33 protein-coding genes are annotated in these 24,861 nt (G+C 67.9%); 17 read left to right on the forward strand and 16 right to left on the reverse strand.

Annotated elements, in window-relative coordinates:
• The first annotated feature begins 17 nt into the window (after positions 1 to 17).
• From FHR21_RS01080 to FHR21_RS01090, 3 genes are read left to right on the forward strand one after another with little or no spacing between them, the layout of a single operon-like run.
• On the forward strand, positions 18 to 386 hold the full coding sequence (locus tag FHR21_RS01080) for a hypothetical protein (RefSeq protein WP_184094433.1): 369 nt from the start codon (positions 18 to 20) through the stop codon (positions 384 to 386).
• 23 nt (positions 387 to 409) lie between these two features.
• On the forward strand, positions 410 to 823 hold the full coding sequence (locus FHR21_RS01085; RefSeq protein WP_184094435.1) for a hypothetical protein: 414 nt from the start codon (positions 410 to 412) through the stop codon (positions 821 to 823).
• A 28-nt stretch (positions 824 to 851) separates the two neighbouring features.
• The gene (locus tag FHR21_RS01090) at positions 852 to 1,328 is read left to right on the forward strand and encodes a MarR family winged helix-turn-helix transcriptional regulator (protein ID WP_184094437.1); all 477 of its coding nucleotides are present in this window, start codon (positions 852 to 854) and stop codon (positions 1,326 to 1,328) included.
• A gap of 82 nt (positions 1,329 to 1,410) precedes the next feature.
• On the opposite strand, the gene FHR21_RS01095 is transcribed toward FHR21_RS01090, so the two are convergent.
• From FHR21_RS01095 to FHR21_RS01120, 6 genes are all read right to left on the reverse strand, one after another.
• The gene (locus FHR21_RS01095; RefSeq protein ID WP_184094440.1) at positions 1,411 to 2,178 is read right to left on the reverse strand and encodes a sigma-70 family RNA polymerase sigma factor; all 768 of its coding nucleotides are present in this window, start codon (positions 2,176 to 2,178) and stop codon (positions 1,411 to 1,413) included.
• The gene (gene flhA / locus FHR21_RS01100; protein ID WP_184094441.1) at positions 2,168 to 4,291 is read right to left on the reverse strand and encodes a flagellar biosynthesis protein FlhA; all 2,124 of its coding nucleotides are present in this window, start codon (positions 4,289 to 4,291) and stop codon (positions 2,168 to 2,170) included. The genes FHR21_RS01095 and flhA overlap by 11 nt, the downstream gene beginning before the upstream one ends.
• Positions 4,288 to 5,103, reverse strand: a complete 816-nt coding sequence (locus tag FHR21_RS01105; protein WP_184094443.1) for a transglycosylase SLT domain-containing protein — start codon at positions 5,101 to 5,103, stop codon at positions 4,288 to 4,290. Before FHR21_RS01105 ends, flhA begins: the two co-directional genes overlap by 4 nt.
• 80 nt (positions 5,104 to 5,183) lie before the next feature.
• Positions 5,184 to 5,489, reverse strand: a complete 306-nt coding sequence (locus tag FHR21_RS01110) for a hypothetical protein (protein ID WP_184094445.1) — start codon at positions 5,487 to 5,489, stop codon at positions 5,184 to 5,186.
• Positions 5,483 to 5,791, reverse strand: coding sequence for a flagellar biosynthesis anti-sigma factor FlgM (gene flgM / locus FHR21_RS01115; RefSeq protein WP_184094448.1), 309 nt, complete (start codon positions 5,789 to 5,791; stop codon positions 5,483 to 5,485). Before flgM ends, FHR21_RS01110 begins: the two co-directional genes overlap by 7 nt.
• Positions 5,792 to 6,023: 232 nt before the next feature.
• Positions 6,024 to 6,542 (reverse strand): flagella basal body P-ring formation protein FlgA, encoded by a 519-nt coding sequence (locus FHR21_RS01120; RefSeq protein ID WP_184094450.1) that lies wholly within the window; start codon positions 6,540 to 6,542, stop codon positions 6,024 to 6,026.
• Positions 6,543 to 6,818: 276 nt separating this feature from the next.
• On the opposite strand from FHR21_RS01120, the gene FHR21_RS01125 reads away from it, so the two are divergent.
• The 14 genes from FHR21_RS01125 (at position 6,819) to FHR21_RS01190 (ending at position 17,637) form a co-directional block, all read left to right on the forward strand.
• Positions 6,819 to 7,157, forward strand: coding sequence for a flagellar basal body rod protein FlgB (locus tag FHR21_RS01125; RefSeq protein WP_184094452.1), 339 nt, complete (start codon positions 6,819 to 6,821; stop codon positions 7,155 to 7,157).
• Positions 7,154 to 7,564 (forward strand): flagellar basal body rod protein FlgC, encoded by a 411-nt coding sequence (gene flgC, locus FHR21_RS01130; protein ID WP_184094454.1) that lies wholly within the window; start codon positions 7,154 to 7,156, stop codon positions 7,562 to 7,564. The genes FHR21_RS01125 and flgC overlap by 4 nt, the downstream gene beginning before the upstream one ends.
• Positions 7,565 to 7,567: 3 nt before the next feature.
• On the forward strand, positions 7,568 to 7,882 hold the full coding sequence (locus tag FHR21_RS01135; RefSeq protein WP_184094456.1) for a flagellar hook assembly protein FlgD: 315 nt from the start codon (positions 7,568 to 7,570) through the stop codon (positions 7,880 to 7,882).
• Positions 7,883 to 7,886: 4 nt separating this feature from the next.
• Positions 7,887 to 8,714, forward strand: coding sequence for a flagellar hook-basal body complex protein (locus FHR21_RS01140; protein WP_184094458.1), 828 nt, complete (start codon positions 7,887 to 7,889; stop codon positions 8,712 to 8,714).
• Positions 8,715 to 8,749: 35 nt separating this feature from the next.
• Positions 8,750 to 9,493, forward strand: a complete 744-nt coding sequence (locus FHR21_RS01145) for a flagellar basal body rod protein FlgF (RefSeq protein ID WP_184094460.1) — start codon at positions 8,750 to 8,752, stop codon at positions 9,491 to 9,493.
• A 12-nt stretch (positions 9,494 to 9,505) separates the two neighbouring features.
• Positions 9,506 to 10,294, forward strand: coding sequence for a flagellar basal-body rod protein FlgG (gene flgG, locus FHR21_RS01150; protein WP_184094462.1), 789 nt, complete (start codon positions 9,506 to 9,508; stop codon positions 10,292 to 10,294).
• On the forward strand, positions 10,275 to 10,934 hold the full coding sequence (locus FHR21_RS01155) for a flagellar basal body L-ring protein FlgH (protein WP_184094464.1): 660 nt from the start codon (positions 10,275 to 10,277) through the stop codon (positions 10,932 to 10,934). The genes flgG and FHR21_RS01155 overlap by 20 nt, the downstream gene beginning before the upstream one ends.
• Positions 10,935 to 10,954: 20 nt before the next feature.
• On the forward strand, positions 10,955 to 12,067 hold the full coding sequence (locus FHR21_RS01160; RefSeq protein WP_184094466.1) for a flagellar basal body P-ring protein FlgI: 1,113 nt from the start codon (positions 10,955 to 10,957) through the stop codon (positions 12,065 to 12,067).
• Positions 12,067 to 12,399: a rod-binding protein gene (locus FHR21_RS01165; RefSeq protein ID WP_184094468.1), complete on the forward strand. Its 333-nt coding sequence runs from the start codon at positions 12,067 to 12,069 to the stop codon at positions 12,397 to 12,399. The genes FHR21_RS01160 and FHR21_RS01165 overlap by 1 nt, the downstream gene beginning before the upstream one ends.
• The gene (gene flgK, locus FHR21_RS01170; RefSeq protein ID WP_184094470.1) at positions 12,396 to 13,724 is read left to right on the forward strand and encodes a flagellar hook-associated protein FlgK; all 1,329 of its coding nucleotides are present in this window, start codon (positions 12,396 to 12,398) and stop codon (positions 13,722 to 13,724) included. The genes FHR21_RS01165 and flgK overlap by 4 nt, the downstream gene beginning before the upstream one ends.
• Positions 13,725 to 13,737: 13 nt before the next feature.
• Positions 13,738 to 14,568: a flagellin gene (locus FHR21_RS01175; protein WP_184094472.1), complete on the forward strand. Its 831-nt coding sequence runs from the start codon at positions 13,738 to 13,740 to the stop codon at positions 14,566 to 14,568.
• A 90-nt stretch (positions 14,569 to 14,658) separates the two neighbouring features.
• Positions 14,659 to 15,522 (forward strand): flagellar motor stator protein MotA, encoded by an 864-nt coding sequence (gene motA, locus FHR21_RS01180; RefSeq protein ID WP_184094474.1) that lies wholly within the window; start codon positions 14,659 to 14,661, stop codon positions 15,520 to 15,522.
• Entirely contained in the window at positions 15,522 to 16,382 is an 861-nt protein-coding gene (locus FHR21_RS01185; protein ID WP_184094476.1) for a flagellar motor protein MotB, read from the forward strand. The genes motA and FHR21_RS01185 overlap by 1 nt, the downstream gene beginning before the upstream one ends.
• A gap of 184 nt (positions 16,383 to 16,566) precedes the next feature.
• Positions 16,567 to 17,637, forward strand: a complete 1,071-nt coding sequence (locus FHR21_RS01190; RefSeq protein WP_246426991.1) for a sigma-54 interaction domain-containing protein — start codon at positions 16,567 to 16,569, stop codon at positions 17,635 to 17,637.
• Positions 17,638 to 17,770: 133 nt separating this feature from the next.
• Here the strand turns inward: FHR21_RS01190 and FHR21_RS01195 are convergent, their stop codons facing one another.
• The 10 genes from FHR21_RS01195 to FHR21_RS01240 form a co-directional block, all read right to left on the reverse strand.
• Positions 17,771 to 18,166, reverse strand: a complete 396-nt coding sequence (locus tag FHR21_RS01195) for a flagellar export chaperone FliS (protein ID WP_184094477.1) — start codon at positions 18,164 to 18,166, stop codon at positions 17,771 to 17,773.
• 12 nt (positions 18,167 to 18,178) lie between these two features.
• Positions 18,179 to 19,555: a flagellar filament capping protein FliD gene (gene fliD, locus FHR21_RS01200; RefSeq protein WP_184094479.1), complete on the reverse strand. Its 1,377-nt coding sequence runs from the start codon at positions 19,553 to 19,555 to the stop codon at positions 18,179 to 18,181.
• 59 nt (positions 19,556 to 19,614) lie between these two features.
• Positions 19,615 to 20,754 (reverse strand): flagellar type III secretion system protein FlhB, encoded by a 1,140-nt coding sequence (gene flhB / locus FHR21_RS01205; protein ID WP_184094481.1) that lies wholly within the window; start codon positions 20,752 to 20,754, stop codon positions 19,615 to 19,617.
• 3 nt (positions 20,755 to 20,757) lie between these two features.
• Entirely contained in the window at positions 20,758 to 21,537 is a 780-nt protein-coding gene (fliR, locus tag FHR21_RS01210; RefSeq protein ID WP_184094483.1) for a flagellar biosynthetic protein FliR, read from the reverse strand.
• Positions 21,538 to 21,544: 7 nt separating this feature from the next.
• Positions 21,545 to 21,814 carry a flagellar biosynthetic protein FliQ gene (locus FHR21_RS01215; RefSeq protein ID WP_184094485.1) on the reverse strand — a complete coding sequence of 90 codons (270 nt, stop codon included), beginning with the start codon at positions 21,812 to 21,814 and terminating at the stop codon, positions 21,545 to 21,547.
• Between the two features lie 4 nt (positions 21,815 to 21,818).
• Positions 21,819 to 22,583 carry a flagellar type III secretion system pore protein FliP gene (gene fliP, locus FHR21_RS01220; RefSeq protein ID WP_420825266.1) on the reverse strand — a complete coding sequence of 255 codons (765 nt, stop codon included), beginning with the start codon at positions 22,581 to 22,583 and terminating at the stop codon, positions 21,819 to 21,821.
• A gap of 148 nt (positions 22,584 to 22,731) precedes the next feature.
• On the reverse strand, positions 22,732 to 23,010 hold the full coding sequence (locus FHR21_RS01225) for a FliO/MopB family protein (protein WP_184094487.1): 279 nt from the start codon (positions 23,008 to 23,010) through the stop codon (positions 22,732 to 22,734).
• Complete coding sequence (gene fliN, locus FHR21_RS01230; protein WP_184094489.1) at positions 23,010 to 23,345, reverse strand: flagellar motor switch protein FliN; 336 nt, start codon at positions 23,343 to 23,345, stop codon at positions 23,010 to 23,012. The genes FHR21_RS01225 and fliN overlap by 1 nt, the downstream gene beginning before the upstream one ends.
• Positions 23,338 to 24,246 (reverse strand): FliM/FliN family flagellar motor switch protein, encoded by a 909-nt coding sequence (locus tag FHR21_RS01235; protein WP_184094491.1) that lies wholly within the window; start codon positions 24,244 to 24,246, stop codon positions 23,338 to 23,340. The genes fliN and FHR21_RS01235 overlap by 8 nt, the downstream gene beginning before the upstream one ends.
• Complete coding sequence (locus FHR21_RS01240; protein WP_184094493.1) at positions 24,246 to 24,857, reverse strand: flagellar basal body-associated FliL family protein; 612 nt, start codon at positions 24,855 to 24,857, stop codon at positions 24,246 to 24,248. The genes FHR21_RS01235 and FHR21_RS01240 overlap by 1 nt, the downstream gene beginning before the upstream one ends.
• Positions 24,858 to 24,861 lie beyond the last annotated feature (4 nt).

Here is a 24,861-nt window from a genome sequence, read left to right on the forward strand (position 1 = left end):
TTCAAGGACCGGAAGAAATGCTGAACGAACGAATATCCGCGGCGAAACAAATCGCCAGCGAGTTGCATGCGGCCCAAGAGGCCATCGACGAGGTCATGATCCGCATCGCCCGGCTCGCGGGAACGCTGCCGGCCGCGCGCCGCGACACCAATATGTCGGCGATCGTCGGCCAGGATGCGATGGCAAAGGTCGCCCAGGCGCTCGCCGCGTCGGGCGACGTGCGCCAGCTTTTGACCGATGCGCACCTCGCGCTCACCGCGACCCAGAAGCAGGTTGGGCTCGGCACCCGCATGTTCGGCGCCGGCGTCAAGCCGCCCAGCGCCATGTTCGCCGACGAGGGCAGCAACGATCGCGGCGTTGTCACCGCGCTCGCTCAGGCTTCGTAAGGCGTCCGGGGGACGCCAGTCACATGTGGACTGTGGCGATCTATTATGCCGTCCTGCTGCTCACGGTGGGCGTCGCGATCTATCGCGGCGGCCCGCTCGAAAAGGGAGCGGCGCTGACGGCGCTCATCGCCTCGGTCTGCACCACGATAATGTCGCCCAATCCGCAATGGGAGCATGTCGAAACCAATATCTTCGTGATCGATTTGATCGCGCTCGTCAGTTTCTGGGTCATCGCGCTGAAGACGCAGCGCTTCTGGCCCTACTGGATCACGGGCTGGCAGTTGATCGCGGTCTTCGGACACCTGCAGAAGCTGATGTTCGCCGAGATATTGCCGCGGCCCTATGCGCTGCTTTCGATGTATATCTCCTATCCGATCCTGTTCGTCATTCTCTATGCGGCCGGATCGACCCGACGGACGGGCGACGTCGACGCGTGACCGATCGGTCGCGCCCAGGGGTCGTCAGATGGAACAATATTCGCGCGAGGATATCGCCGAGATCAAGTCGCGGATCGGCCAGATCCAGGAAATGCTCTCCGTCCGTTCCGAGGAGCGGCCCGTGAGCGCCGAGGGTGATCCGCAGACGATGCTGGTCGAACAGGTCAGCTTCAGCCTGCAGACGCGACGCATCCGTCAGGATCATTTCGGCCGCGCCCAGCTTTCGGGCGCGAATTGGGACATGATGCTCGACCTGATGCTCGCGCGCGAGCAGGATCGCCAGCTCAGCGCCAGCGACCTCGCGACCGGCGCCGGCGTGCCGCTGTCGTCGGGTCTGCGCATGATCGCCGCGCTCGAGCAGGAAGGGCTGGTGCATCGCGCGATCGACGAGAAGGATCGGCGGCGCTCGCTCATCCGCCTGAGCGACGCGGGCGCCGACCGGATGAAACGCTATTTCGAAACGATCCGCCGCGCCTGGAACGACAGGCAGCGGCGGACGATCTGACCCCTCCGGCCGGATCGGCGGCGGTCGCACGCCGATCCGGCCATCTTCTCCGGGAAACCGTGCGGTCGCGCGGGCCCCGCGCCTATTCGGTCATCGCGCGTATCATCGCCTCGATCCGCGCCATCGCGTCGCGCTTGATCTGGCACACGCGCGCCGCGCTGACGTCGAGCGTCACGCCGATCTCCTGCAGGTTCAACTCCTCGAAGAAATAGAGCTGGAGCACCATCTGCTCGCGTTCGGGCAACCGCTCGATGCATGTCTGCAGCGCCCCCAGCATATCCTCGCGCTCGCACTGGCCGTCGGCGCCGTCGGCTTCGTCGGCGATCAGGAAGGTGCCGCGGTCGATCATCTCGTCGAGCGAGGTCGAGCGGCCATGGGCGGCGTTCTTCTCGAGCGCGAAATATTCCTCGGCGCTCATCCCGAACGCATCGGCCATCTCGGCCGCGGTCGGAGCGCGCATCAGATGCTGTTCGAGGTCGCGGCGCACCGTCTGGATGCGCTTGCTCGCGATCATCGCCGATCGCCCGACCTCGGCCTCGCGGCGGAGCTGGTCGATCATCGCGCCGCGGATGCGGGTCGAGGCATAGGTGGCAAAGGCATAGCCGCGCTCCTCATAATGGCGGCTCGCCTCGATGAGGGCGATGAGGCCCGTCTGGATCAGATCGTCGAGCTCACTGGTGCGCGCGACGCGCGAAAACACCTGCCACGCGATCTTGCGGACCAGCGGCGCATGATCGGCGACCAGCGCCTCGATGCTCTCGCCATAACCGCGCGCGGCGGTCGCGGCGACAGGGACGGGATGCGGGGCGACGACGGCGGCGCCGAATTGGTCGGCTCGCTCAGCTCTCATGCGGCTCATCCTTCATCTGGTCGGCGGCGGCGCCGGGCAGGCGCGCGGGTTCGGCGCCGATCGTCGCGACGATCTCAGTCGGCTTGTTCGGCGGGATTTCGAGGTAGGAAATGACGGCGACGTCGGGGAAGGTCGCGCGCACCAGCCGCGACAGCGCCGACCGGCACAACGGCGATGCGACGAGCGCGAAGCTGCGCGTCGAGAGGAGCAGCGGTTCGACCGCCTGTCCTATCTGTTCGACGATCTTCATCGCCATGCCGTGCTCGAATGGCCATTCGGCGCCCGGATTGGCGCGCACCGCCTGGGTCAGCAGCATCTCGATCTCCGGGCTGAAGGTCACGACGGGCAGCGGCATCCGACTCGGCACGATGGTCTGGACGATCAGCGCGCCGATGCGCTGGCGCACCGCCTCGACCAGGTCGCCGTCGCCGAGCTGCTGGCCCGCGAGCGCGACCATCGCTTCGGCGATCTTGCGGAAGTCGCGCAGCGGCACCCGTTCCTCGAGCAGCGCGCGGCACAGCGCCGCGACGCGCGGCAGCGCATAGCCCTGCGGGCTGAGGTTCGCCGCGAGCTGCGGATAATGCGCCTTCAGATGATCGATCAGCGCCTGCGCGTCGTCGATGCCGAACAGTTCGGAGGCCGAGGCGATGATGCTGTTGTTGAGATGGGTCGCGACCACCGTGGCCGGATCGACGACGGTATAGCCCGCGGCGATCGCGTCGTTCTGCGACGCCTTGGGAATCCACAGCGCGTCGAGCCCGAAGGTCGGGTCCTTGCACGGCCGGCCGCGGATGGGAGTAACGAGATCGCCCGAATCGAGCGCGAGCATCTCGTTCGGATAGACCTCGTCCTCGCCGACGATGACCCCGGCGACCGAAATGCGATAGCAATTGCCGGGCAGCGACAGATCGTCGGTCACCTTCACCAGCGGCACGACGAAGCCCAGTTCCTTCGACAATTGCTTGCGGATGCCGGTGATGCGGCCCATCAGCGGCGCGCCCTTGCGTTCGTCGACCAGCGCGATCAGCGCATAGCCCACCTCGAGCTGGCACGCGCTCGCTTCGCTGACATCGGCCCAGGCGATATGGTGCGGGTCGGCGGCGGGCACGGCGGGTTCCTCCGCCGGCACTGCGAGCGCCGCCATCCGCCGCATCTGCCAGCCGGCGCCGAGCGCGATCGCGGCGGCGGGCAGGATCAGCATCTGCGGCATCGCGGGAACGAGGCCGAGGATGAACAATATGCCGCCGACCGCCATCCAGACATGCGGCGAGGCGAACTGGCTGCCAATCTGGCCCGACAGATCGAGCGGCGAATTGACCCGGGTGACGATCGCCGCGGCGGCGATCGACAGCAGCAGCGCCGGAATCTGCGCGACCAGCGCATCGCCGATCGCCAGCGTGACATAGGTGGCGCCGGCCTCGGAGAAGCTCAGCCCATGGCTGGCCATGCCGAGAATCAGCCCGCCGACGATGTTGACGAACAGGATCAGCAGGCCCGCGACCGCGTCGCCCTTCACGAATTTCGAGGCGCCGTCCATCGAGCCGTAGAAATCGGCCTCGGTCGCGACTTCCTGTCGCCGCGCCTTGGCTTCGTCGGGAGTCAGCAGGCCGGCGTTGAGGTCGGCGTCGATCGCCATCTGCTTGCCGGGCAGCGCGTCGAGGGTGAAGCGCGCCGACACTTCGGACACGCGCCCCGCGCCCTTGGTGATGACGACCAGATTGATGATCATCAGCACGACGAAGACGAACAGGCCGACGACATAGTCGCCGCCGATCAGCACCTGGCCGAACGCCTCGATGACATGGCCCGCCGCCGCCGTGCCCTCGTGCCCATGGACGAGCACGACGCGCGTCGAGGCGACGTTCAGTGCGAGGCGAAACAGCGTCGCGAGCAGCAGCACGGTCGGAAAGGCGGAGAAATCGAGCGGCTTTGACGCCGACAGCGCGACCATCAGGATCGCGAGGCTGATCATGATGTTGCCGACGAAGCTGATGTCGAGAACCATCGGCGAAACGGGGATCACCATCAGCGCGACGAGGATCAGCATCCCCAGCGGCAGCGCCGCGGCGCCGGCAATGCGGCCGATCCGGCGCAGGTCCAGCGCGCCCGTCATGCGCCGCCTCCCATCGAGGCGAGCCGCCGATAGGCGTTCGCGGCGAAGTCCATCGACAGGGTCTTGGGCATCGGCTGGATTTCCATCATCTGAAGCGGCGGGCGGCCGCCGCCGGCGGTACCGGCGAAGCTGCTCGCCTCGGCGCGCCAGCGCTGTTCGGCGGGCACGGAAAGGGCGGGGGGCGAACCGTCGGCGGCGAGCTTCGCGGCGAACAGGTCGCGAATCTCGCCCAGGCTGCGCATCCGCCCGTCGCCGGCATAGAAGATCGGCCGGTTGGCGGCGGCCGCCTGCGGCAGCATCGTCGCACCGGGCTGGTCGGGGTCGGCCTCGAGCCCGGCGAGGAAGCGCATCGCGCCGCCGCTGCCGAGGAAGTGGGCGAGATAAAGATCGACCGGTTCCATCGGGCGGCCGAAGCGGCCTTCAAGCGCCATGCGATTGTCGGCGGTCAGCGCCGCCGCCATCGCCGAAGCGGCGCCGGGGTCGTCGCGCAGGTCGAGGATCTGCTGGCGCAGCGCCGGGTCGGCGACCGACAGCCGGCCGCCGCTGTCGCGCGCGATCGCATTCGCCGCCCAGCCCAGCCCGTGGCTGGCGCCGTGACGGTCGAGCGTCGCGAGCCAGGTCTGGGTCGTGAACTGATAGAGGCCGCGTGCCGAGGATGTCGGCGCCTTGGCGGTCGGGTTGAAGCGGCTCTCGACACGGGCGACGTCGACCAGATAGTCGAAATCGATCCCCGTGCGCGCCGACGCCGCCTGCACCGCGTCCAGCACGGGCGCGGTCGTCGGGGTCTGGGGCAGGGGCTTGATCGGGGTCATGCTTTCGGGTTCCGCTGGTTCGCGGAAACCAAAGCAATCATCGTGCCATTTTTGGTAAATCGCCTGTCAGGGACGGATTATCAATAGCTTGTCGCCAGGCCGCGCGGCGCGGTTCCGCGCATCGCATGGTTTCTGTCAATCCGCTGACGTGTCCAGTTCTTCAGGACGTTGACGCGGATCGCCGCGGCTTCGAGCTGGCGTAGCACCTGGCCGATCAGCACCCGCGCGCGCGCCTCGGCACCGGCGGGGATTGCCGCGCCGCGAAACAGGATCACTGCGGTCGCCAGCGCTTCCGATGCCGCGATGATCGCGCCCGGATCCTGTCCGTCGAGCGCCGCGACCAGCGCGTCGAGCCGCGTCTGCATCTCGTCCATCTCGATCAGCATGCGCCGGCGCTTCCCTGATGAAAGGCGAGCATTGCCTGCGCGAGTGCGCGCGCCTCGACGCGATAGTCGCCGCCGGCGATCGCGGTGCGCAGCGTGGCGACGCGCGCCACGTCGACCGGCGGTCCCTGCTCGGCAAGCGTCCGGGTCAGGCCCAGCAACCGGGTCGCGGGCGCGGCCTCGCCGGCCGCCGTCGACACCGGCGCATCGGGGCGCGCCGCCGCCGATCCGGCGGCGAGCTTGCGCACGGCGCCGGCGCGAACCGGTCCCGCGATGGGCTGCCCGATCTTGCTGTCACCCGACATGCGAAGCCTCCACAAGCCGCCCCGTCGGAAAATCGACGGAGCATTCGGAGAGCATTTACGGCTGGGGGAGCGGGCGATTAAGCGATGGTGGGGAAAAAACCGGAGCTGACGCAGTTTGGATCTGGAAGGAGCCATTCCCTGTCTCGTCACCCGGACTTGATCCAGGGCCCCGCTAAACGACGGAGAAAGCGGGACCCCGGATCAAGTCCGGGGTGACGAAGAAAATAAAATCTCAATCCGCGATGCGCGCGCGGCCGGGTCCGGTGACCACGGCGCTCAGCACGCGGCGGTTGTCGGTGCCGCGCAGCGCGATGGTGTCGCCGACGCGGCCGTCCTCGGTGGCGGTCGCGCTATAGTGGATCGCGAAGCTCTCGGTCTCGATCGACACGCGGACATTGTCGCCGCGGTGGATCACCGGAGCCGCGGGCCGGGCGTAATTCGCGGGCGCCGCATAGGGCACCAGACCGGAGGCGGCGTCGGCACCGCCCGCCATCGGCACACGCACGCGCCAGCCGAGCGAGGGGCAGCGCACCGCGAGCGTCTGCGCGTCGATCGCGGTAATCGTCGCCTGCTCGGGGCAGCGCTGCAGCTTGATGCGCCGGTCGACTGGCGCCGCCGTGCGGCCCATCGCGCCCGCGACGATCGCGGTCAGATTGTCGATCGCTTGCCAGTCCTCATAGCGCTGCTGCGCGTTCGCGGTGGGCACGGCGACGGCGATCGCGGCGAGGCCGGCGATGAAAGGGCGGGTCATGATCCATCTCCTTCGGTTCCAGGGATCGCGCTCAGGAATGCAGCATATGTGCCAATCGGCCTTTGCCGCCGATTTCGGGCGCCGACGCCGGCCCGCGTCAATCTTTTGACGAGCGCCCGATGTGCCGTCGCGGCCCGCGCCACCGCTCTCGGCCAAGACATGGAAAAGCGGAGGAAAATGCGATTTGGCACGGCCATTGCAACATGCCTTGTGCTTTTCCGCGCGCCCCGCACGGCCGACCTGGCCGGGGGCAGCGGCGACAGGAGGAATGGACAGATGGCATCCGAAAAGCTCTTCGGCCTGCACGCGACGGCGCTTCAGCTCCGCAGCCAGCGCATGATGATGCTCGCCTCGAACATCGCCAATGCCGCCACGCCGCACTACAAGGCCCGCGACCTCGACTTCGCCAAGGCGCTCGACCTTGCGCAACAAGGCGCGTCGACCCAGGGGGCGATCGAATATCGCATCCCGGTCCAGTCGTCGCTCGACGGCAACACCGTCGAGATGGCGACCGAACAGACAGCCTTCGCCGAAAATGCGCTCGCCTATCGATCCAGCCTCGCGTTCCTGCAGGGTCGGATCGGCACGCTGACGCGAGCGCTCAAGGGAGAATGACGATGGCCGCCGGTCTTTCGATCTTCGACATCAGCGGGCGCGCCATGTCGGCGCAGCTCGTCCGCCTCAACACCACCGCCTCGAACCTCGCCAATGCGGGCACCGTCGCGGGCAGCGAGGCGGAGGCGTTCCGTTCGATGAAGCCGGTGTTCCGCACCGTCATGGACGGTGCCGGCCGCGCGACGGTCGCGGTCGACCAGGTGACGACCAGCAAGATGGCGCCGACGAAACGCCACGACCCCGACAATCCGCTCGCCGATGCCGACGGCAATGTCTGGGAAGCGGCGGTCGATAGCGCCGCCGAACTGGTCGAGATGGTCGAGACCGCTCGCCAGTATCAGAACAACGTCCAGGTCCTCGACACCGCAAAGGGCCTGATCAACGAAACCCTGCGGTTGGGACAATAAGCAATGGCGATCGACGCAATCAGCGGCACCGGCACGGCAACCTCGACGGTGCTTGCGCCCCAGCAGATGGGGCAGAGCGACTTCCTGCGCCTGATGACCGCGCAGCTCTCGCAGCAGGACCCGTTCAACCCGGTCGATAATCAGGAGATGGTCGCGCAGATGGCGCAATTCTCCAGCCTCGCCGGCGTCACCGAAACCAACACGACGCTGCAGAAGATTTCGGAGCAGCTCACGGCGCAGACCGCGCTGTTGCAGGAAATCAAGGCCTCGACCCTCGCACCGGCGTCGCCGGAAACCCAATCCACCCAGGAAGGATAAGTCCATGTCATTCTATACGTCGCTTTCGGGCCTCAAGGGCGCCCAGACCGACATGTCGGTCATCTCGAACAATATCGCCAACGCCGGCTCGATCGGCTTCAAGCGCAGCAGCGCGCAGTTCGGCGACATCTTCGCCTCGTCGCCCAACCAGTCGACGCGGATGATCGCGGGGCAGGGCACGCGCCTCAACGGCATCACCCAGGAGTTCACGCAGGGCAGCTATGAAACGAGCGAAAAGACGCTCGACATGGCGATCGTCGGCGAGGGGCTGTTCGTCGTCAAGGGCGCGCCGCCGACCAATGCCGTCACCTATTCGCGCAACGGCGCCTTCACCCCGCTCGAGGACGGCCGCGTCGTCGATACGACGGGCTCGGCGCTTCAGTTGCTGCCGGTCGATGCCGACGGCAATGTCACCGCGCGCACGCTCGACGCGACCTCGGACCTCGTCTTGCCCAAGGCGTCGCCGAGCGATCCCGACGCGGCGCTGGTCAACGTTTCGGTCGGCACCGACGGGCTGGTCACCGCGACCTTCGCCGACGGGTCGAACCAGATGCTCGGCAAGATCGCCATGGCGTCCTTCCCCGCGATGGAAGGGCTGCGCCCGATCGGCGACGCGCACTGGCAGTCGACCGGCGAAAGCGGCGCGGCGGTGATCGATTCGCCGGGCAGCGGCGCGATGGGCGCGGTGCGCTCGGGCGCGCTCGAACGCTCGAACGTCGACATCACCGAGGAACTGGTGATGCTGATCGCTGCGCAACGCAATTTCCAGGCCAATGCCAAGGCGATCGAGGGCGCGTCGACGCTGACCCAGACCGTCATCAACATGAACTGACGGCGGCGCAGCCGCCGCCCGCCGGGAGCCGATCCATGGACCGCGTCATCTATACCAGCCTTACCGCGATGCGGGGCAGCATGGCCCGGCAGACGGCGATCGCGAACAACCTCGCGAACGTCGACACGCCGGGCTTTCGCGGCGAGATCGCCGAGGCGCAGAGCCTGTGGTTCGAGGGCGCCGGTATCGGTGGGCGCGCGCTGGCGTCGGAAGAGGTGGTCGGCGCCGACATGCGCGCCGGCACCATCACGTCGACCGGGCGCGACCTCGACGTCGCGATGCAGGGCGACGCGATGCTCGTCGTCCAGGCGCCCGACGGCGAGGAAGCCTATACCCGCCGCGGCGACCTTCAGCTTTCGGCCTCCGGCCTGCTGACGACGGGCGACGGCCATCCGGTGCAGGGCACGCAGGGACCGGTGACGATCCCGCCCGCCGATTCGATCAAGATCGACGATCAGGGCCGGGTCTGGGTCGTTCCCGCCGGCGGCGATCCCGAAAATCCGCAGGAGGTTGACCGCCTCCGCATCGCGAGCCCCGCCGGTTCGGACATCGTCAAGGGGCTCGACGGCCTGTTCCGGGTGCGAAATGGCGGCATCCTGCCCGACGATCCCGAGGCGCGGCTCGTCACCCGCTCGCTCGAAGGCTCGAACGTCACCGCGACGACCGCGCTCGTCGAGATGATCGAGGCAAGCAAGAGCTGGGATTCGCAGCTTCGGCTGATCAGCGACGCGCGCGAGATGGACAGCGCGACCGCGAACCTGATGCAACTGCCCCGTTAAGGAGAATATGAGATGAGTTTCGGTGCCTTGCACGTCGCGCGAACCGGCCTGGATGCCCAGAGCTTCCGGATGCAGGTGATCGCGAACAACCTCGCGAACGTGAACACGACCGGCTTCAAGCGCGATCGCGCCAATTTCGAGACGCTGTCGTACCAGATGATCACCCAGCCGGGCGCGACCGCCGCGGCCGACAATCGCTATGCGACCGGCCTCAACCTCGGCACCGGCGTCCAGCTTTCGGGCACCTCGCGCATCGACACGCAGGGGACGTTCGCGACCACCGGCAATGCGCTCGACGTCGCGATCGACGGCGCCGGCTTCTTTCAGGTCGATCTGCCCGACGGGCGCATCGGCTATACCCGTGCCGGCAATTTCGAGCGCGCGCCCGACGGCACCATCGTCACTCCCGACGGCAAGCCGCTGATCCCGCAGATCCAGGTGCCTGAGGATGCAACCGGCCTGTCGATCGGCGTCGACGGCACCGTCTCTGCCACCGTGCCCGGCCAGGCCGACGTCGTCGAGCTCGGCCGCATCGAGATCGCGCGCTTCGCCAACCCCTCGGGGTTGCAGGCGATCGGCGACAATATGCTGGTCGAAACCGCTGCCTCGGGCACGCCGCAGGTCGGCGCCGCTGGCGAAGAGGGCCGCGGGTCCCTGCGCGGCGGCATGCTCGAAGGATCGAACGTCAATGTCGTCGAGGAACTCGTCGACATGATCGAGACCCAGCGCGCCTATGAGGTCAATTCCAAGATGATCCAGGCCACCGACGAGATGATGAAAAATGCGACGCAGACTCTCTAGCGCGCTGCTCCTCGCGCTCGTGCTGGCCCCGTGGCCGGCGGCGGCGCGCGACAAGGAAAGCGATGACGCCTTCGCCGCGACGATCCCGGGCCCACCGCCGCCGCCGCCCGCGAACGGCGCGATCTTTCAGGGCGGCTATGTGCCGCTGACCTCGGGCGGCCGCGCCGGCCGGGTCGGCGATATCGTGACCATCCAGCTCGTCGAGCGGACCATCGCGTCGAAAAGTAGCGCCTCGGGCACCCAGCGCGATTCGAGCTTCGGCCTGACGCCGCCGACCACCGGTCCGCTGTCCTTCTTCTCGCCCAGCGATATCGGCATGGGCGGCGGCAGCGACTTCAAGGGCAAGGGCGAGGCGTCGCAGTCGAACCAGCTTGCGGGCGAGATCAGCGTGACGATCGCCGAGGTCTATCCAAACGGCACGATGCTGGTGCGCGGCGAAAAGCTGCTCACCCTCAATCGCGGCGACGAACGGGTGCAGATCTCGGGCCTTGTCCGCGCGATCGACATCGGCCCCGACAACCGCATCGCCTCGACGCGCGTCGCCGACGCGCGCATCCGCTACGTCGGCAAGGGCGACATCGCCCGCGCCAGCCGCCAGGGCTGGCTGTCGCGCTTCTTCTCGATCATCAGCCCCTTCTGATCCGACCAAGGACCGATCCCGTGACCCAGCGCTCCATCCTCATCGCCTTTCTTGCCCTGCTCGTGGCGGGCTTCGGCTTCGCGGCGCCCGCATCGGCGGCGCGGATCAAGGACATGGGCCAGTTCCAGGGCATGCGCACCAACCAGCTCACCGGTTACGGTATCGTTGTCGGGCTTGCGGGAACCGGCGACGACAGCCTCGACTATGCGACGCTCGGCATGAAGGGTGCGGTGTCGCGCTTCGGCCTGACGCTGCCGCCGGGGGTCAATCCGGCGCTCAAGAACGCCGCGGCGGTGATGATCACCGCCGACCTGCCGCCTTTCGCCAAGCCCGGCCAGCGCCTCGACATCACCGTCTCGGCGATCGGCAAGGCGAAGAGCCTGCGCGGCGGCACGCTCGTCCTTGCGCCGCTTTATGGCGCCGACGGACAGATTTATGCGATGGCGCAGGGCAATCTGGTCATCGGCGGGTTGGGGGTCGACGCCGCCGACGGGTCGAAGCTGACGGTCAACGTGCCGTCGAGCGGCCGCATCGCGAACGGCGCGACGATCGAGCGCGCGGTCGACACCGGCTTCGCCTATGGCGACCATCTGCTCTTCAACCTGCACCAGTTCGACGCGACCAATGCGAAGCGCGTCGCCGACGCGATCAACCGCGCGCTCGGGCCGGGCGCCGCGACGATGGTCGATGGCGCCAGCATCTCGATCCGCGCAGGCGGCGGCGGCGACGAGCGCATGCGGCTGGTCTCGCTGGTCGAGAATCTCGACGTCGTGCGCGCCGAACCGCCCGCGAAGGTGATCGTCAACGCGCGCACCGGCACCGTCGTCATCAATGGCGCGGTCCGCGTCGGAACCGCCGCGGTCACCCAGGGCAAGCTGACCGTGTCGATCAAGGAATCGCCGACGGTGGTGCAGCCCGCGCCGTTCAGCCGCGGTCAGACCGCGATCGAACCGTCGAGCGAGATCGAGGCGACCGAGGATTATCGCCCCGCCTTCCTGATGAAACCCACCGCCTCGCTCGCCGAGCTCGTCGATGCGATCAACCGCATGGGCGTGCCGCCGGGCGACCTTGTCGCGATCCTCGAGGCGCTGTCCCAGGCGGGCGCGCTCACAGCCGAACTGGTAATCATATGATGACGTCTCCTTCCATCTCCGCCACCCGCGTGCCCGCGGCCGCGACACCGACGCTGGCCGGCGGCGGCGACGGCGGCCTGCGCAAGGCGGCCGAAGCCTTCGAAGCGGTGATCCTGCGCCAGCTCATGGCCTCGATGCGCCAGGCGAAGCTCGGCGACGATATCTTCGGATCGAGCGCGACCGACAATTTCCGCGAGATGGCCGATGCCCGCACCGCCGATTCGATCGCGTCGCTGCGCCAATTCGGCATCGCCTCGATGGTCGAGGCGCAGTTCCGCGCGCGCGTCGCTACGAGCGGCGGGGCCGGCTCCGGCGGCGGGAGCGTCCAGTGAGCGACCTGCTCGGCATCGGCGCCAGCGGGCTGCGCGCCTATTCGGCGGCGCTCGCGACGATCGGCGACAATATCGCCAACGCGCAGTCGCCGGGCTATGCGCGGCGCTCGCTGCGGCTGCGCGAGGCGATGGCGGCGGGCGACACCGCGCTGGTCCGTGCCAATGTCCGCCCCGGCGGGGTCGAGATCGGCGGCATCGATCGCTCGGTCGACGCCTGGCTGATCGCCGATTCGCGCCTCTCTTCGGGCGATGCCGAGCGCGCCGCGACCCGGCTCGAATGGATGGGGCGGGTCGAAGGGGCGTTGAGCGACGAGACGAACGGTATCGCATCGGGGCTCACCGGCCTCTTCACCACCGCCGACCTGCTCACCGCCGACCCCGCCAACCGCACGCTGCGCAGCCAGTTTCTCCAGGCGGCCGACGACATCGCCTCGGGCTTTCGCACCGCGGCGGGCCAGCTTTCGGACATGGCCGACGGCGTCGCCGGCGCGGCCTCGTCGGAGACCCAGAGCTTCAACGCCAATCTCGACGCGCTCGAGCAGATCAATATCGGCCTGCGCAAGGCGCGCCCCGGCTCGACCAACGAGGCGGGGCTGCTCGACGAGCGCGACCGTCTGCTCGACCGGATATCGGCGCAGGCCGGGGTCGATATCAGTCTCGACGATCGCGGCGCGGCGACGCTGCGCGTTGCGGCGACCGGCGACATGCTCGTCGGCAATGGTGAGGTCCATCCGATCTCGGTGACCGCCGGAGCCGACGGACGGCTGGCTTTCGCGACCGACGGCGGCGCACCCTTCACCACCGCGACCGGATCGCTCGCCGGGCTTTCGGAGGCGGCGAACCATGTCGCCGACCAGCGCGCCGATCTCGATGCGCTCGCCGGCCAGTTCGCGGGCCAGATCAACGCCGCGCACCAGGCGGGGTTCGATGCGGCCGGCAACGCCGGCGCCGCGCTCTTTACCGGTACGACCGCCGCGACGCTCACCGCGGCGGCGCTGACCCCCGATCAGGTCGCCGCCGCCGATGCGTCGAGCGGCAACGGCAACATGCTCGCGCTGGGGGCGATGCGCGGTGCGGACGATCCCGAATCGCTCTGGTCGGGACATCTCGCCACGCAGGCGCAGGCGACCGCTTCGGCGCGCGCGCAGGACGCGGCGGCGACCACGCGGGCCGATGCCGCCGCCGCGGCGCGCGCGGAGGTCAGCGAGATCGACCTCGACCGGGAAGCGGGCGACCTGCTCCGCTTTCAACAGGCCTATTCGGCCGCCGCGCGCACGATCCAGGTCGCGCGCGAAACCATGCAGACGCTGCTGACGTCGCTCTAGGAAGGCCCGGATCATGATCAACGCCACCGGCAATCGCATGACGCGCGAGATCGCGCGCCAGTCGGGCCTCGCCGACCAGATCGACAAGCTGCAGGTCCAGATCTCCAGCGGCAAGCGGCTCCAGCGCGCGTCCGACGACGCCGTGTCGTGGCGGCGCATCGCGACGATCGGCAAGGCGCAGGCGAGTGCCGACGTCTGGCAGACGAACATCGCTTCGGCGCAGGCGCTGGTGTCGCAGGCCGACGGCGTGCTGCAATCGACGAGCAGCCTGCTCATCCGCGCGCGCGAACTGACGCTGTCGGCCGCCACCGGCACCCTCAACGATGCCGACCGCGCGACCATCGCCGCCGAGCTTGGCGCGATTGCGGACGAGATCGACGGCCTCGCCGCGCGCCGCGATTCCAACGGCGAGCCGTTGTTCGCGACCGCCGACGCGCGCGTCATGCGTTTCGATTCGGATGTCAGCTTCGCGCCGGTGCCATCGGCGGACGACGTCTTCGTGCTCGGCGGCAACAGCCTGTCGACCGGCCTGCGCGACGCCGCGGCGGCCGTGACCGCGAACGACGCGACCGCGATCGGCGCCTCGCTCGACGCGCTGAACGGCGCGATCGGCCATGTCGCCGACCGCAATGCGACGCTCGGCCTGTCGGCCGGGCGGCTCGAACGCCTTGGCGACGGGCTTGCGGCGCGCGACATCACGCTCGCCGACGAGCGCTCTTCGGTTGAAGACACCGACCTGTCGGTCGCGATCGCGCAGCTCAACGCGACGAATCTGACGCTGGAGGCGGCGCAGGCGGCCTTTGCGCGGATCAACCGTCAGACGCTGTTCGATATTTTGGGCTGATCGGCTCAATCTTTCGCGCGCGCTGCCGTTAATCCTCAAGAGGCCCGCCTGTTTGCGGGGCCGCCGGGCCCCGATTGGAGTTGACTGCGCATGTTTCCCGTTATCGGCATCGTCGTTCTGATCCTGCTGGTGTTCGGGGGTTTCGCGCTGACCGGCGGCAATCTCGCGCCGGTGCTTGAGGCGCTGCCGCACGAAATGCTGATCATCGGCGGCGCCGCGGTCGGCTCGCTGATCATCGGCAATTCGGGCAAGGATCTGAAGGCGCTCGCCGGCGGCATCGGCAAGGTGTTTCGTGGCCCCACGTACAAGAAGGCCGACTATCTCGACTGCATCCTCCTCGTCTCCACCCTGATGAAGATGATGCGCACCGAAGGGCCGGTCGCGGTCGAGCCGCATATCGAGGACCCCGCCAGCTCGCCGATCTTCCAGCAATATCCAAAGCTGCTGAAGGACCAGACGCTGGTCCACCTGATCTGCGACACGCTACGCCTCGTCGTCGTCTCGTCGGGAACGCTCGACCCGCACGCGGTCGAGGAGGTGATGGACAATGCCCTCAAGAATCATCGCCACCATGCGATCAAGCCGGCCGAGGGGCTGCAGAGCCTTGCCGACGCGCTCCCCGCGCTGGGCATCGTCGCGGCGGTGCTCGGCGTCGTGAAGACGATGGGCTCGATCGACAAGCCGCCCGAGATCCTGGGCGCGATGATCGGTTCGGCGCTCGTCGGCACCTTTCTGGGCGTGCTGCTCGCCTATGGCTTCGTCGGGCCCTTCGCGGCGCGCGCGCGCACCGTGATCGAAAGCGACGCCGCCATCTATCATACGGTCAAGCAGCTCATCATCGCCTCGCTCCACGGCCATCCGCAGCCGCTGGTGATCGAGGCGGCGCGGTCGGGCGTCGACCATGCCAACCAGCCGAGCTTCGCCGAGGTCTTCGACGGAATGCGGGGCCGCTGATGGCGGCGCGCCCGAACACCCCGCTGCGCCCGATCATCGTCAAGAAGGTGGTCGAGGCGGCGCACGGCGGCCATCACGGCGGCGCGTGGAAAGTGGCCTATGCCGACTTCGTCACCGCGATGATGGCCTTCTTCCTGCTGATGTGGCTGCTCGGCGCGACGACCGAGAAGCAGCGCAAGGCGCTCGCCGACTATTTCGCGCCGACGATCGTCCAGACGAAACAGGACACGGCGGGGTCGACCGGGCTGTTCGGCGGCGACTCGCTCGTCGATGTGGACAAATATCCGCACGAGGCGGGGCAGACGGGCACCAAGGCGATGACGATCCCGCGCGACGCGACTGGCGGCCCGCGCGAGGCGCTGGGGCGGCAGAGCGAACGGCGCAAGTTCCAGCAACTCGCCCAGGCGCTGATGCGCGAGGTTCAGGCCAAGGCCGAGATCCGCCGCCTGGCGCCCAACATCCGCTTCACCGAAACGCGTGAGGGGCTGCGCATCGACATCGTCGACGACGCCGACTTCTCGATGTTCGTCATGGGCACCAGCCAGCTCACCCCCGAGGCGTCGCATATCCTGACCCAGCTCGCGAAGACGGTGGCCGAGGTGCCGAACCAGCTCATGATCCGCGGTCACACCGACGCTGCGCCCTGGTCGGCGAGGTCGGGCACCAACAATTGGCGCCTGTCGGTCGAGCGCGCCGAGGTGTCGCGGCAATATCTCGCTTTCCGCGGCATCGCCGCCAGCCGCTTCTCGCGTATCGAGGGGGTCGCCGATCGCGAACCCTATGTGCCCTCGAATCGCCTCGACCCGCGCAACCGCCGTATCTCGGTCACGCTCGGCTGGGATTTCGTGACGGGGAATTAGTGCCAAACTGGCGCTATATTCGATCGTTAACGACGAAAAGCCGCTCATTATATCGCCATTATGGCAATAATCCTTTATTATGAAGGGGTTATGAAGACACGGTAAAGATGTTGTTTACCAATTTCCGCAATCTCTCGGCTCATCGAAGGGGGGCGCCACTGGGTGGGGCGCAGTGGAGACGAAAATGCGGGAAATGGTTCAAACTCGCAGCGACCAGGCTGCGCTCGAAACGCTGATCATCGGCAGCAGCGCCGCGGCGCGGCATCTGCGCGACATGATCCGCCGCGTGGCACGGTCGAACGCATCGGTCATGCTCTGCGGACCGTCGGGCTCGGGCAAGGAACTCGTCGCCCGCGCGATCCACGACGAAGGCGTCCGCGCCGGCCAGGCCTTTTCGGCGATCAATTGCGGCGCCATCCCCGCCGACCTCATCGAATCCGAACTTTTCGGCCATGAAAAAGGCTCGTTCACCGGGGCCACCGCGCGCCGGATCGGCCATTTCGAGGCGAGCGAGGGCGGCACGCTCTTCCTCGACGAAATCGGCGACATGCGCTTCGACATGCAGGTCAAGCTGCTCCGCGTGCTGGAGGATCGGACGATCGTCCGCGTCGGCAGCAGCGAGATGCGCCGCGTCGATGTTCGCGTCATTTCGGCGACGCATCAGGATCTGGGCGCCGCGATCGCCGACGGCAAGTTTCGCGAGGACCTGTTCTTCCGGCTCGGGGTGGTGGTGCTCCAGGTTCCCAGCCTGGCGAGCCGCGCCGAGGATGTTCCCGCGCTGATCCGTCATTTCCAGCGCCAGATGCCCGCCGACGCCAAATGCCGCTTCGACGATGCGGCGATGACGCTGCTGATGCGGCACGACTGGCCGGGCAATGTCCGCGAGCTGCGCAACTTCGTCGAGCGCGCCAGCGTGCTCCACGGCGGCGAGACACTCGGCGCCGAAGCGACCGCGATCCTGCTCAACCCGACCGCTGCGCCGGCGCCCTGGCTGGCGGTCGCGGGCGAGCACGCCGACCTGTCGGCCGACGACGATGGGCAGTCGATCCATCTGGTGCATCCCAAGACGCCGGCGCCCGGCCGCCCGATCGACCTCAAGCGCGAGATCGAGACGATCGAGCTCGAACAGATCCACGTCGCGCTCGACCTCGCCGACGGCATCATCTCCGAAGCGGCGCGCCTGCTGTCGCTCAAGCGCACGACGCTGATCGAGAAGATGCGCAAATATGGCGTGCAGCAGCAACAGGCCGCCTGATCGGCCGCACCGCGTTCAGCTCTGCTGAAAAGAGGGGTGCTGGTTCACCCCTTTCAAGCCACCCGGCCGCCCGTCCCCACCTTGGGCGGCCGGGTGCGACTTGTTCCCGGCCGCAGGCGAAATGCCTATCCCTTCAGCCCTCGCGCAGCTTGCGCCAGGCGATGCTGATCGTGCCGATGCCGTCGAGCAACTCGCCGAGCGCCGCGACGTCGTTCGTCGCGACCGCTTCGTCCAGCTTGCGGCGCATGCCGCGATAGACGCGCGACAGCGCATCGGCGACATTGGCGCCGGCGTCGCGGTCGAGCCCGGCGTCGAGTCCGATCAGGATCGCGCGCGCACGGTGCGCGGGCTCGGTCGCCGAAATGCGCTGTCCCTGGCGCACCATCGAAATCAGCACGCCGACCGCGATCTCCAGCTCGTCGTAGAGCATCTGGACGAGTTCGACGGGATCGGCCGCCGCGGCCCGGCTTTCATGCTGCAGACGGCGATAGAGGCCCGTGGCTCGGACGGTCGAGGCGGTGGCTGCCATGGCTGGAAACTCTTAATTCTTGTACTGGTTGTTCCAGATCTCGATCTGCTGTTCGAGATAGGATTGCGTCGCCTTGAAGGCCGCGAGCTTGGCGTCGAGGCCTCCGAACTGCTTTTCGAGCCGCGCCTTGTAGGCGTCCTCGCGCGCCTCGATCTTCTCGAGCTGGTCGGCGAGCGATTCGCTCTTCTTGTCGAGCGAGGTCTCGATTCGGTCGAGCAGGCCATCGGTCGCGACCGCCGTGTCGCGGATCGCGTCGAGCGCGAAGGCGATGCCGGGGTCGGTCGTCGTGTCGTGCGTCGCGTCGCGCCGCGGGTTGAACAGCGCCTCGACCGCGCCCGCGTCGGTCTCCAGCGCCTTTTGCAGCTTGGCATTGTCAACCGTCAGCAGGCCGTCCTTGGTCGTCGAAATGCCGATGTCGGTCAGCTTGTTGATATTGGGATCGCTGGTCACGACCTGCCCGACCAGGCCGGCGAGCGTCGATTCGAGCTGGCGCAGCGCCATCGTCGTGCCCGACATGTTCGCCGCCGCCGACAGGCTGGCCTTCATCTGGTTATAGACGGCGACGAAATCGCCGACGGTCTGCTTGATCATGTCGAGCGGCCGGCTCGCGCCGATGTCGACCGGCTGGCCGGGCGCGGCCTTCTTCAGCGTCAGCGACATGCCCGGCACGACATCGTCGACGATGTTGGTCGCGCGGCTGAAGGCGACCCCGTCGATCGTGAACTTGGCATCGGCCGCCGCCTGGCCCAGCGTCATCCCGCCGCCGCTGCCATAGGCGAAGGCGGTCAGGCCCGGATCGGCGCCGGCGTCGGCGGCCAGGGTGAAGCCATTGGCCTGGCCCGTCGTGCCCTTGACGATCATGCGATAGCCGCCCTCGTCGGCGATGATCGACGCGGTGGCGCCGCTGTCGCTCGCGTTGATCGCGGCGGCGAGGCCGTCGAGGCTGTCGTTGGTCGCGTCGATCGTGATGGCGTAATCGGTGCCGCCGATGCTCAACGTCATCGTGCCCTGGCCGATCGCCGCTTCGCGGTCGACGACGATGCCCGAATAGGCGGTCTGCGCACGGGCGAGCTGGGTCACCTCGATCGTCGCGGCAAAGCTGTCGGCGTGCAGGCCGGCGCGCGCGGTCGCGGACAGCACGCTCTCGTCGGACACGGTCGGGGTGCTGCGCAGCGTCCCGTCGTCGACCATCTGGCTGAGCGAATCGGCGAAGCCTTCGAGGTCGGCCCGCGCCTGCGCGACGGCGCTGATCCGCGCCTGATTCTGCTGCGTCAACTGCGCCAGGCGCTCGATCTTCGGCTGGCGCGACGCATTCGACAGGTCGGTGACCAACTGCTTGATGTCGATCCCCGATCCCAGGCCGAGGCTGTTGGCGATTGAACTGACCATTTCGCTATCCTTCGAAGCTGTTAACGGCAGCCCGCGTGCCGGATTAAGCCCGATCGATCCTAATCCTGCCGCCGTCCGTCGGCGTCGAAGCGGTGCGAGGTCGGGACGTCGACCGCCGGCTGCGCCCGGCCTTCGGCCGCCGCGCGTTCAAGCTGGAAGACGAAGGCGAGCACGGTGGCGACCGCGACGAACAATTCCTCGGGGATCATCCGGCCGGCGCGCGCGGTGAAATAAATGGCGCGGGTGAGCTGTGGATATTCAAGCATCGGGACGCTTGCGCTGCGCGCCAGCTCGCGGATCGCGAGCGCGACGTCGCCGCGACCGCGCGCGACGACGACCGGCGCCGCATCGACGCCGGGACGATAGCGCAGCGCGACCGAGAAATGGGTCGGGTTGGTCAGAATCACCGTCGCCTCCGACACCGCCTTGCGCGCCGATCCGCTCAATATCTCGTGCGCGCGCTGGCGCTGTTGCTGCTTGAGCTCGGGCGCGCCGTCGGACTGGCGCATCTCGTCCTTGACCTCCTGCTTGGTCATCATCAGCTTCTTGTTGCGCTGAAACCATTGCGCAGGCACGTCGATCAGCGCGATGACCACCAGCCCGCCGGCGAGCGCAAGCATCGCATGGCCGAGCGAGCGTCCCGCCAGCCCGAGCGCGGCATTGAGGTCGCTCGACGCCATCGTCATGATCGCCGGCAGGCTGCGCGCGATCAGCAAATAGCCGATGGTGCCGAGCAGCAGAACCTTGGCGATCGACTTGACCAGCTCGATCACCCCTTGCAGGCCGAAGATGCGCTTGATCCCGTTCAGCGGGTTGATGCGGTTGCCCTTGAACTCCATCGCCTTGCCGCGCCAGCCGAGCGAGCCGAGCATGGCCGGCCCGGCGAAGCTCGCGACGAGCGCGAGCGCAAAGAGGCTCGCGAGCGGCAGCAGGATTTCAAAGCCGTTGCGCGCCAGCGCCTCGCCCGGCGCAAAATGCGCGACGTCGCCGGCATCGAGGGTCAGGCCGCGTCGGACCAGCTCGCCCGCCGACTGCACCAGCCAGCCGCCGGCGGCGAACAGCCAGCCGGCGCCGGCGAGCATCATCAGCGCCGTCGCCAGCTCGCGCGACATCAACACATTACCCTCGCGCGCGGCGTCGGCGCGCTTCTTCGCGGTCGGCTGTTCGGTCTTCTGGTCGCGGTCGCTCGTCTCGGCCATGATTCAGCCCGCCGCGATCAGGCGCGCCATGTCGAGCGCGTCGGACAGGAAACGGGCGAGCGTCTCGGCCATCACCGGGGTCGCCATGCCGAGCAGCACGACGCCGGCGAGCAGCGTCGCGGGCAGACCGACCGCGAACAGGTTCATAGCCGGGGCCGACCGCCCGATCACGCCCATGATCATCTGGACGAGGATCAGCACGAAGCCGACCGGCAGTGCGATGGTCAGCCCGGCGGCGAACATCAGGCTGCCGAACCGCAGGATGCCGCCGATCGCGGCGAAGGATGGAAAGGCGCCCCCCGGCGGCAGCGCGCTATAGCTGTCGACCAGAATGTCGATCAGTACCAGATGGCCGTCGGCGGCAAGAAACAGCGCGGTCGCGAGCATCGAGAGGAACTGGCCGATCGCCGAGCTTGCGGTGCCGCTCAGCGGGTCGATCATCGACGCGAAGCCGAGGCCCATCGCGTTGCTGATCGCTTCGCCCGCGAGCAGCGCCGCGGCGAGTCCCATCTGGAGCACGAAGCCGATCGCCAGCCCGACGACGACCTCGCCCAGGATCAGGATGAAGCCCGGCCACGAAACCAGCCCGTCGGCGGGCAGCGCCATCCCCGACGCCGCGACCGCGGGCACCCCGACCGCGAGCGCGATGACGAGGCGAAGCTGGACCGGCACATTGGCGGCGCCGAACACCGGGGCGGCGAGGAAGGCCGCGCCGGGGCGGATCATCGCCAGCATCCAGAGCTGGAGCATCGCCTCCACATTGGGGATGTCGGCGGGATTCATCGCCCGTCTATCGCACCAGCGCCGGAATCTGCGCATAGAGGTCGCGGGTGAAATCGGTGAGCAGCACCAGGATGCTGCCGCCGAAGATGGCAAGGCAGATCGCGGTGACGATCAGCTTGGGCACGAAGCTCAGCGTCTGTTCGTTGATCGAGGTCGCCGCCTGCACCATGCCGAGCAGCACGCCGACGACGAGCACCGGAATCAGGATCGGCGCCGAGCCGAGGGCGAGAATCCACAGCGCCTGCTGCGCTACCCCGATGAAATAGTCGGCCTCCACCGCGCTAGGTTCCGAAGGAGGAAGCGAGCGAGCCCATCGTCAGTGCCCAGCCGTCGACGAGGACGAACAGCAGCAACTTGAAGGGCATCGAGATCACCGTCGGCGACAGCATCATCATGCCGAGCGACATCAGCGCGGACGCGACGATCAGGTCGATGACGAGGAAGGGCAGAAAGATCAGGAAGCCGATCTGGAACGCGGTCTTGAGCTCGCTGGTGACGAAGGCGGGCAGCAGGATGGAAAAGGGAACGTCCTTCGGGCTCGCATAATCGGGCGCCTTCGCGATCTTCGCGAACATCATCAGGTCGGTCTTGCGCGTCTGCGCCATCATGAAGCCGTGCACCGACGTGCCCGACCGCACCACCGCCTCGCCGATGTCGATCTGCTCCTGGCTATAGGGGGTGACCGCGACGCGGTTCACTTCGCTGATCACCGGCTGCATCACGAACAGCGACAGGAAGAGGCTGAGGCCCACGAGCACCTGGTTCGGCGGCGTCTGCTGCAGCCCCAGCGCGTGGCGCAGGATCGACAGCACGATGATGATGCGGGTAAAGCTGGTCATCATCAGCAGCAGCGACGGCAGCACCGTCAGCAGGCTCATCAGCACCAGGATCTGCAACGACAGCGACAGCGGGCGGCCGTCGCCGCCGATCTCGTTCACCGCGCGCGCGAGGCCGTCGGCGGCCTGCGCATGCGCGGCGGGCGCCGCGGCGAGCAGCGCAAGGCCACCCGCGATCGCGGCGGCCTTCAGCCAGCGAGCGCGGAATATTTTCCGTTCGCCCTGAGCTTGTCGAAGCCTGTCCTGAGCGCCTGCAAGGCAGTCGAAGGGGGCTGCTCTTTCCTTTGGCGTCGCCAAGAAGAACGGTGCTTCGACAGGCCCAGCACGAACGGGTCTGGAAAAGGACGCCGATTCCAAGCTAGTCGACATGAAAATCGCCCTGGCTATTGTCGGCGAGCCGGGTCACGCCGTTGCGTGACACCGAAAGCAGGATCTGCTGCCCCGCGAATTCGACCACCGCGAGCTTCGAGCCGGGACCGAGCGGCAGCACCCCGACCATTTCGATCGGGCGCCCCTGCTTCTGTCCGCCGGTCAGCGGTACGCCCATCTGGACGCGCTTCCATAGCCACAGGCTGCCCCACGCCATGCCGCCGACGATCGGCAACAGAACAGCCAAGCGCAGGATATATTCGAACATCAGCCCCTCCGCTCGAAGCCGGTGAGCGCGCGGTCGGGCGCGACGACTTCGGCGACCTGGATGCCGTAACGGCCCTCGATATGGACGATCTCGCCCCGCGCGATCAGCGTGCCGTTGGCATAGATGTCGAGCAGTTCGCCGGCGGCGCGGTCGAGCTCGACCACGCTGCCTTCGCCAAGTGCGAGCAGGTCGGCGAGCGTCATCGACGTCGACCCGACCTCGACCGAGACGCGCAGCGATACGCCGGCGAGCAGGTCGAAATTCGGCGCCACGGCGATATTTTTGCTGTCGCGGCGATCGCGGGCCGCCTTCGGGGCGTCGCTGATGTCACTCATCGTCGGATCCTCTTTCAATACAGTCGATCAGGATGGCCGCGTTGCCGTTGGCCTCGCCGATGCTGCCGGTCGCGAAATTGCGGCCGGCGACGGTTATCGGAACATGACGCGGTATGGTTAACGGAATGATATCGCCGACCTCCAAAGCGAGAAGTTTCGGCAGGCTGATCTCGGGCCGTGCCAGCACCGAGCGCACGGGCAGGCGCACGCCGCGCAGCGCGCTCGACAGCGTCGCGGCCCATATCGGGTCGCCGGCGGGCGCCTCGGCCGCCGCGGGGGTGGGCTCGCCGCCGCCGATTCCACGCAGCGCGGCGAGCGGATAGGCGCAAAGCACCGTCTTCCCGTCGAGCGCCCCGCCGCGCAGCGTGAAGCGCTGGACGAGCAGTTCGTCCTCGGCGCGCACCGCCTGCAGCTTCGTGGGGTCGCAGGTCACGCAGTCGAGCTGCGGCTCGATCGCCAGCGTTTCGCTCCACGCCGCAGCGAGCTGCTGGCCGATGTCGCGGCCGAGCCGCGCCGCGAAGCGATCCTCGGCATCGGTCAGCTCCTCGCGTTCGCCCGCGAGCGCGCCCTTGCCGCCATAGAAGATGTCGACGAGCTGGAGCAGCAGCGGCCGCGCGGCGGCGAGCAGCAGCGGCCCCTTGAGCGGCGGGGCGTGATAGCGCCAGAAGATCGCCGGCGCGGCGTCGCGGCACCAGTCGGCGAAGCGGACCCGCTCCGCGGCGCTGCGCTCGACCTGCACCGTCGGCGCGCCGAGCGCGCGGATCAGGTCGCGCAGCGAGCGCGCGAACTGGTTGGCGACGCTGTCGAGCGCCGGAAAGGCATAGCCGTCCTCGGCCTTGCGCAGCAGCAGCGACGCCTTCGCGTCATCCTCGGCCGCCGTATCTTTCTTCGCGCGCGCCATTACTGGATGACCATGCTGGTGAAATAGACATTGTCGACGCCGCCGAAGCCTTCCTTGTCGCGCAGCACCTGGTTGACCGCAGCGGTGAGCTGCCGCTGCAGCGCCTGCTTGCCGTGCGAGGTCGAGATCAGCGCCGGGTCCTGTTCGGCGAGCACCATCAGCATCGCCGAACGAATCGGCGTCATCTGGCGCTGAACATTGGCGACCATGCGGCCGTCATAATAGGTCGACAGGCTGATCCCGACCTGCAGGAAACCCGATCCGTCGGCCAGATTGGTGGTGAAGGCCTGCTCGATCGGCACATAGGTGATTTCATATTTGCCCGGATCGACCTTGAAGCGGTCGTTGGGCACCGACACGGTGCCGACCTTCGGCGGCGGCGCCTCGTGACTGTTCCCGGCGGCGGGCGCTTCGTCGCCGCTCTTGCTGCGCAGGACCAGCTTGGGGAAGCGATCCTCGGGCCGCGGCGCTTCGGCGGCGAGCCCGCCGCCCATATAGATGCCGGCGCCGGCCCCGGCGCCGATCAGCACCGCCGCGCCGACGGCGATCAGCAGCAGCTTCTTCATCTTCCCGCCCTTCCCGGTGGGGGCTTCGGCTTTATCCTTGCTCATGGTT

The sequence above is a fragment of the Sphingopyxis panaciterrulae genome, from assembly GCF_014199295.1.
Taxonomy (GTDB): domain Bacteria; phylum Pseudomonadota; class Alphaproteobacteria; order Sphingomonadales; family Sphingomonadaceae; genus Sphingopyxis; species Sphingopyxis panaciterrulae.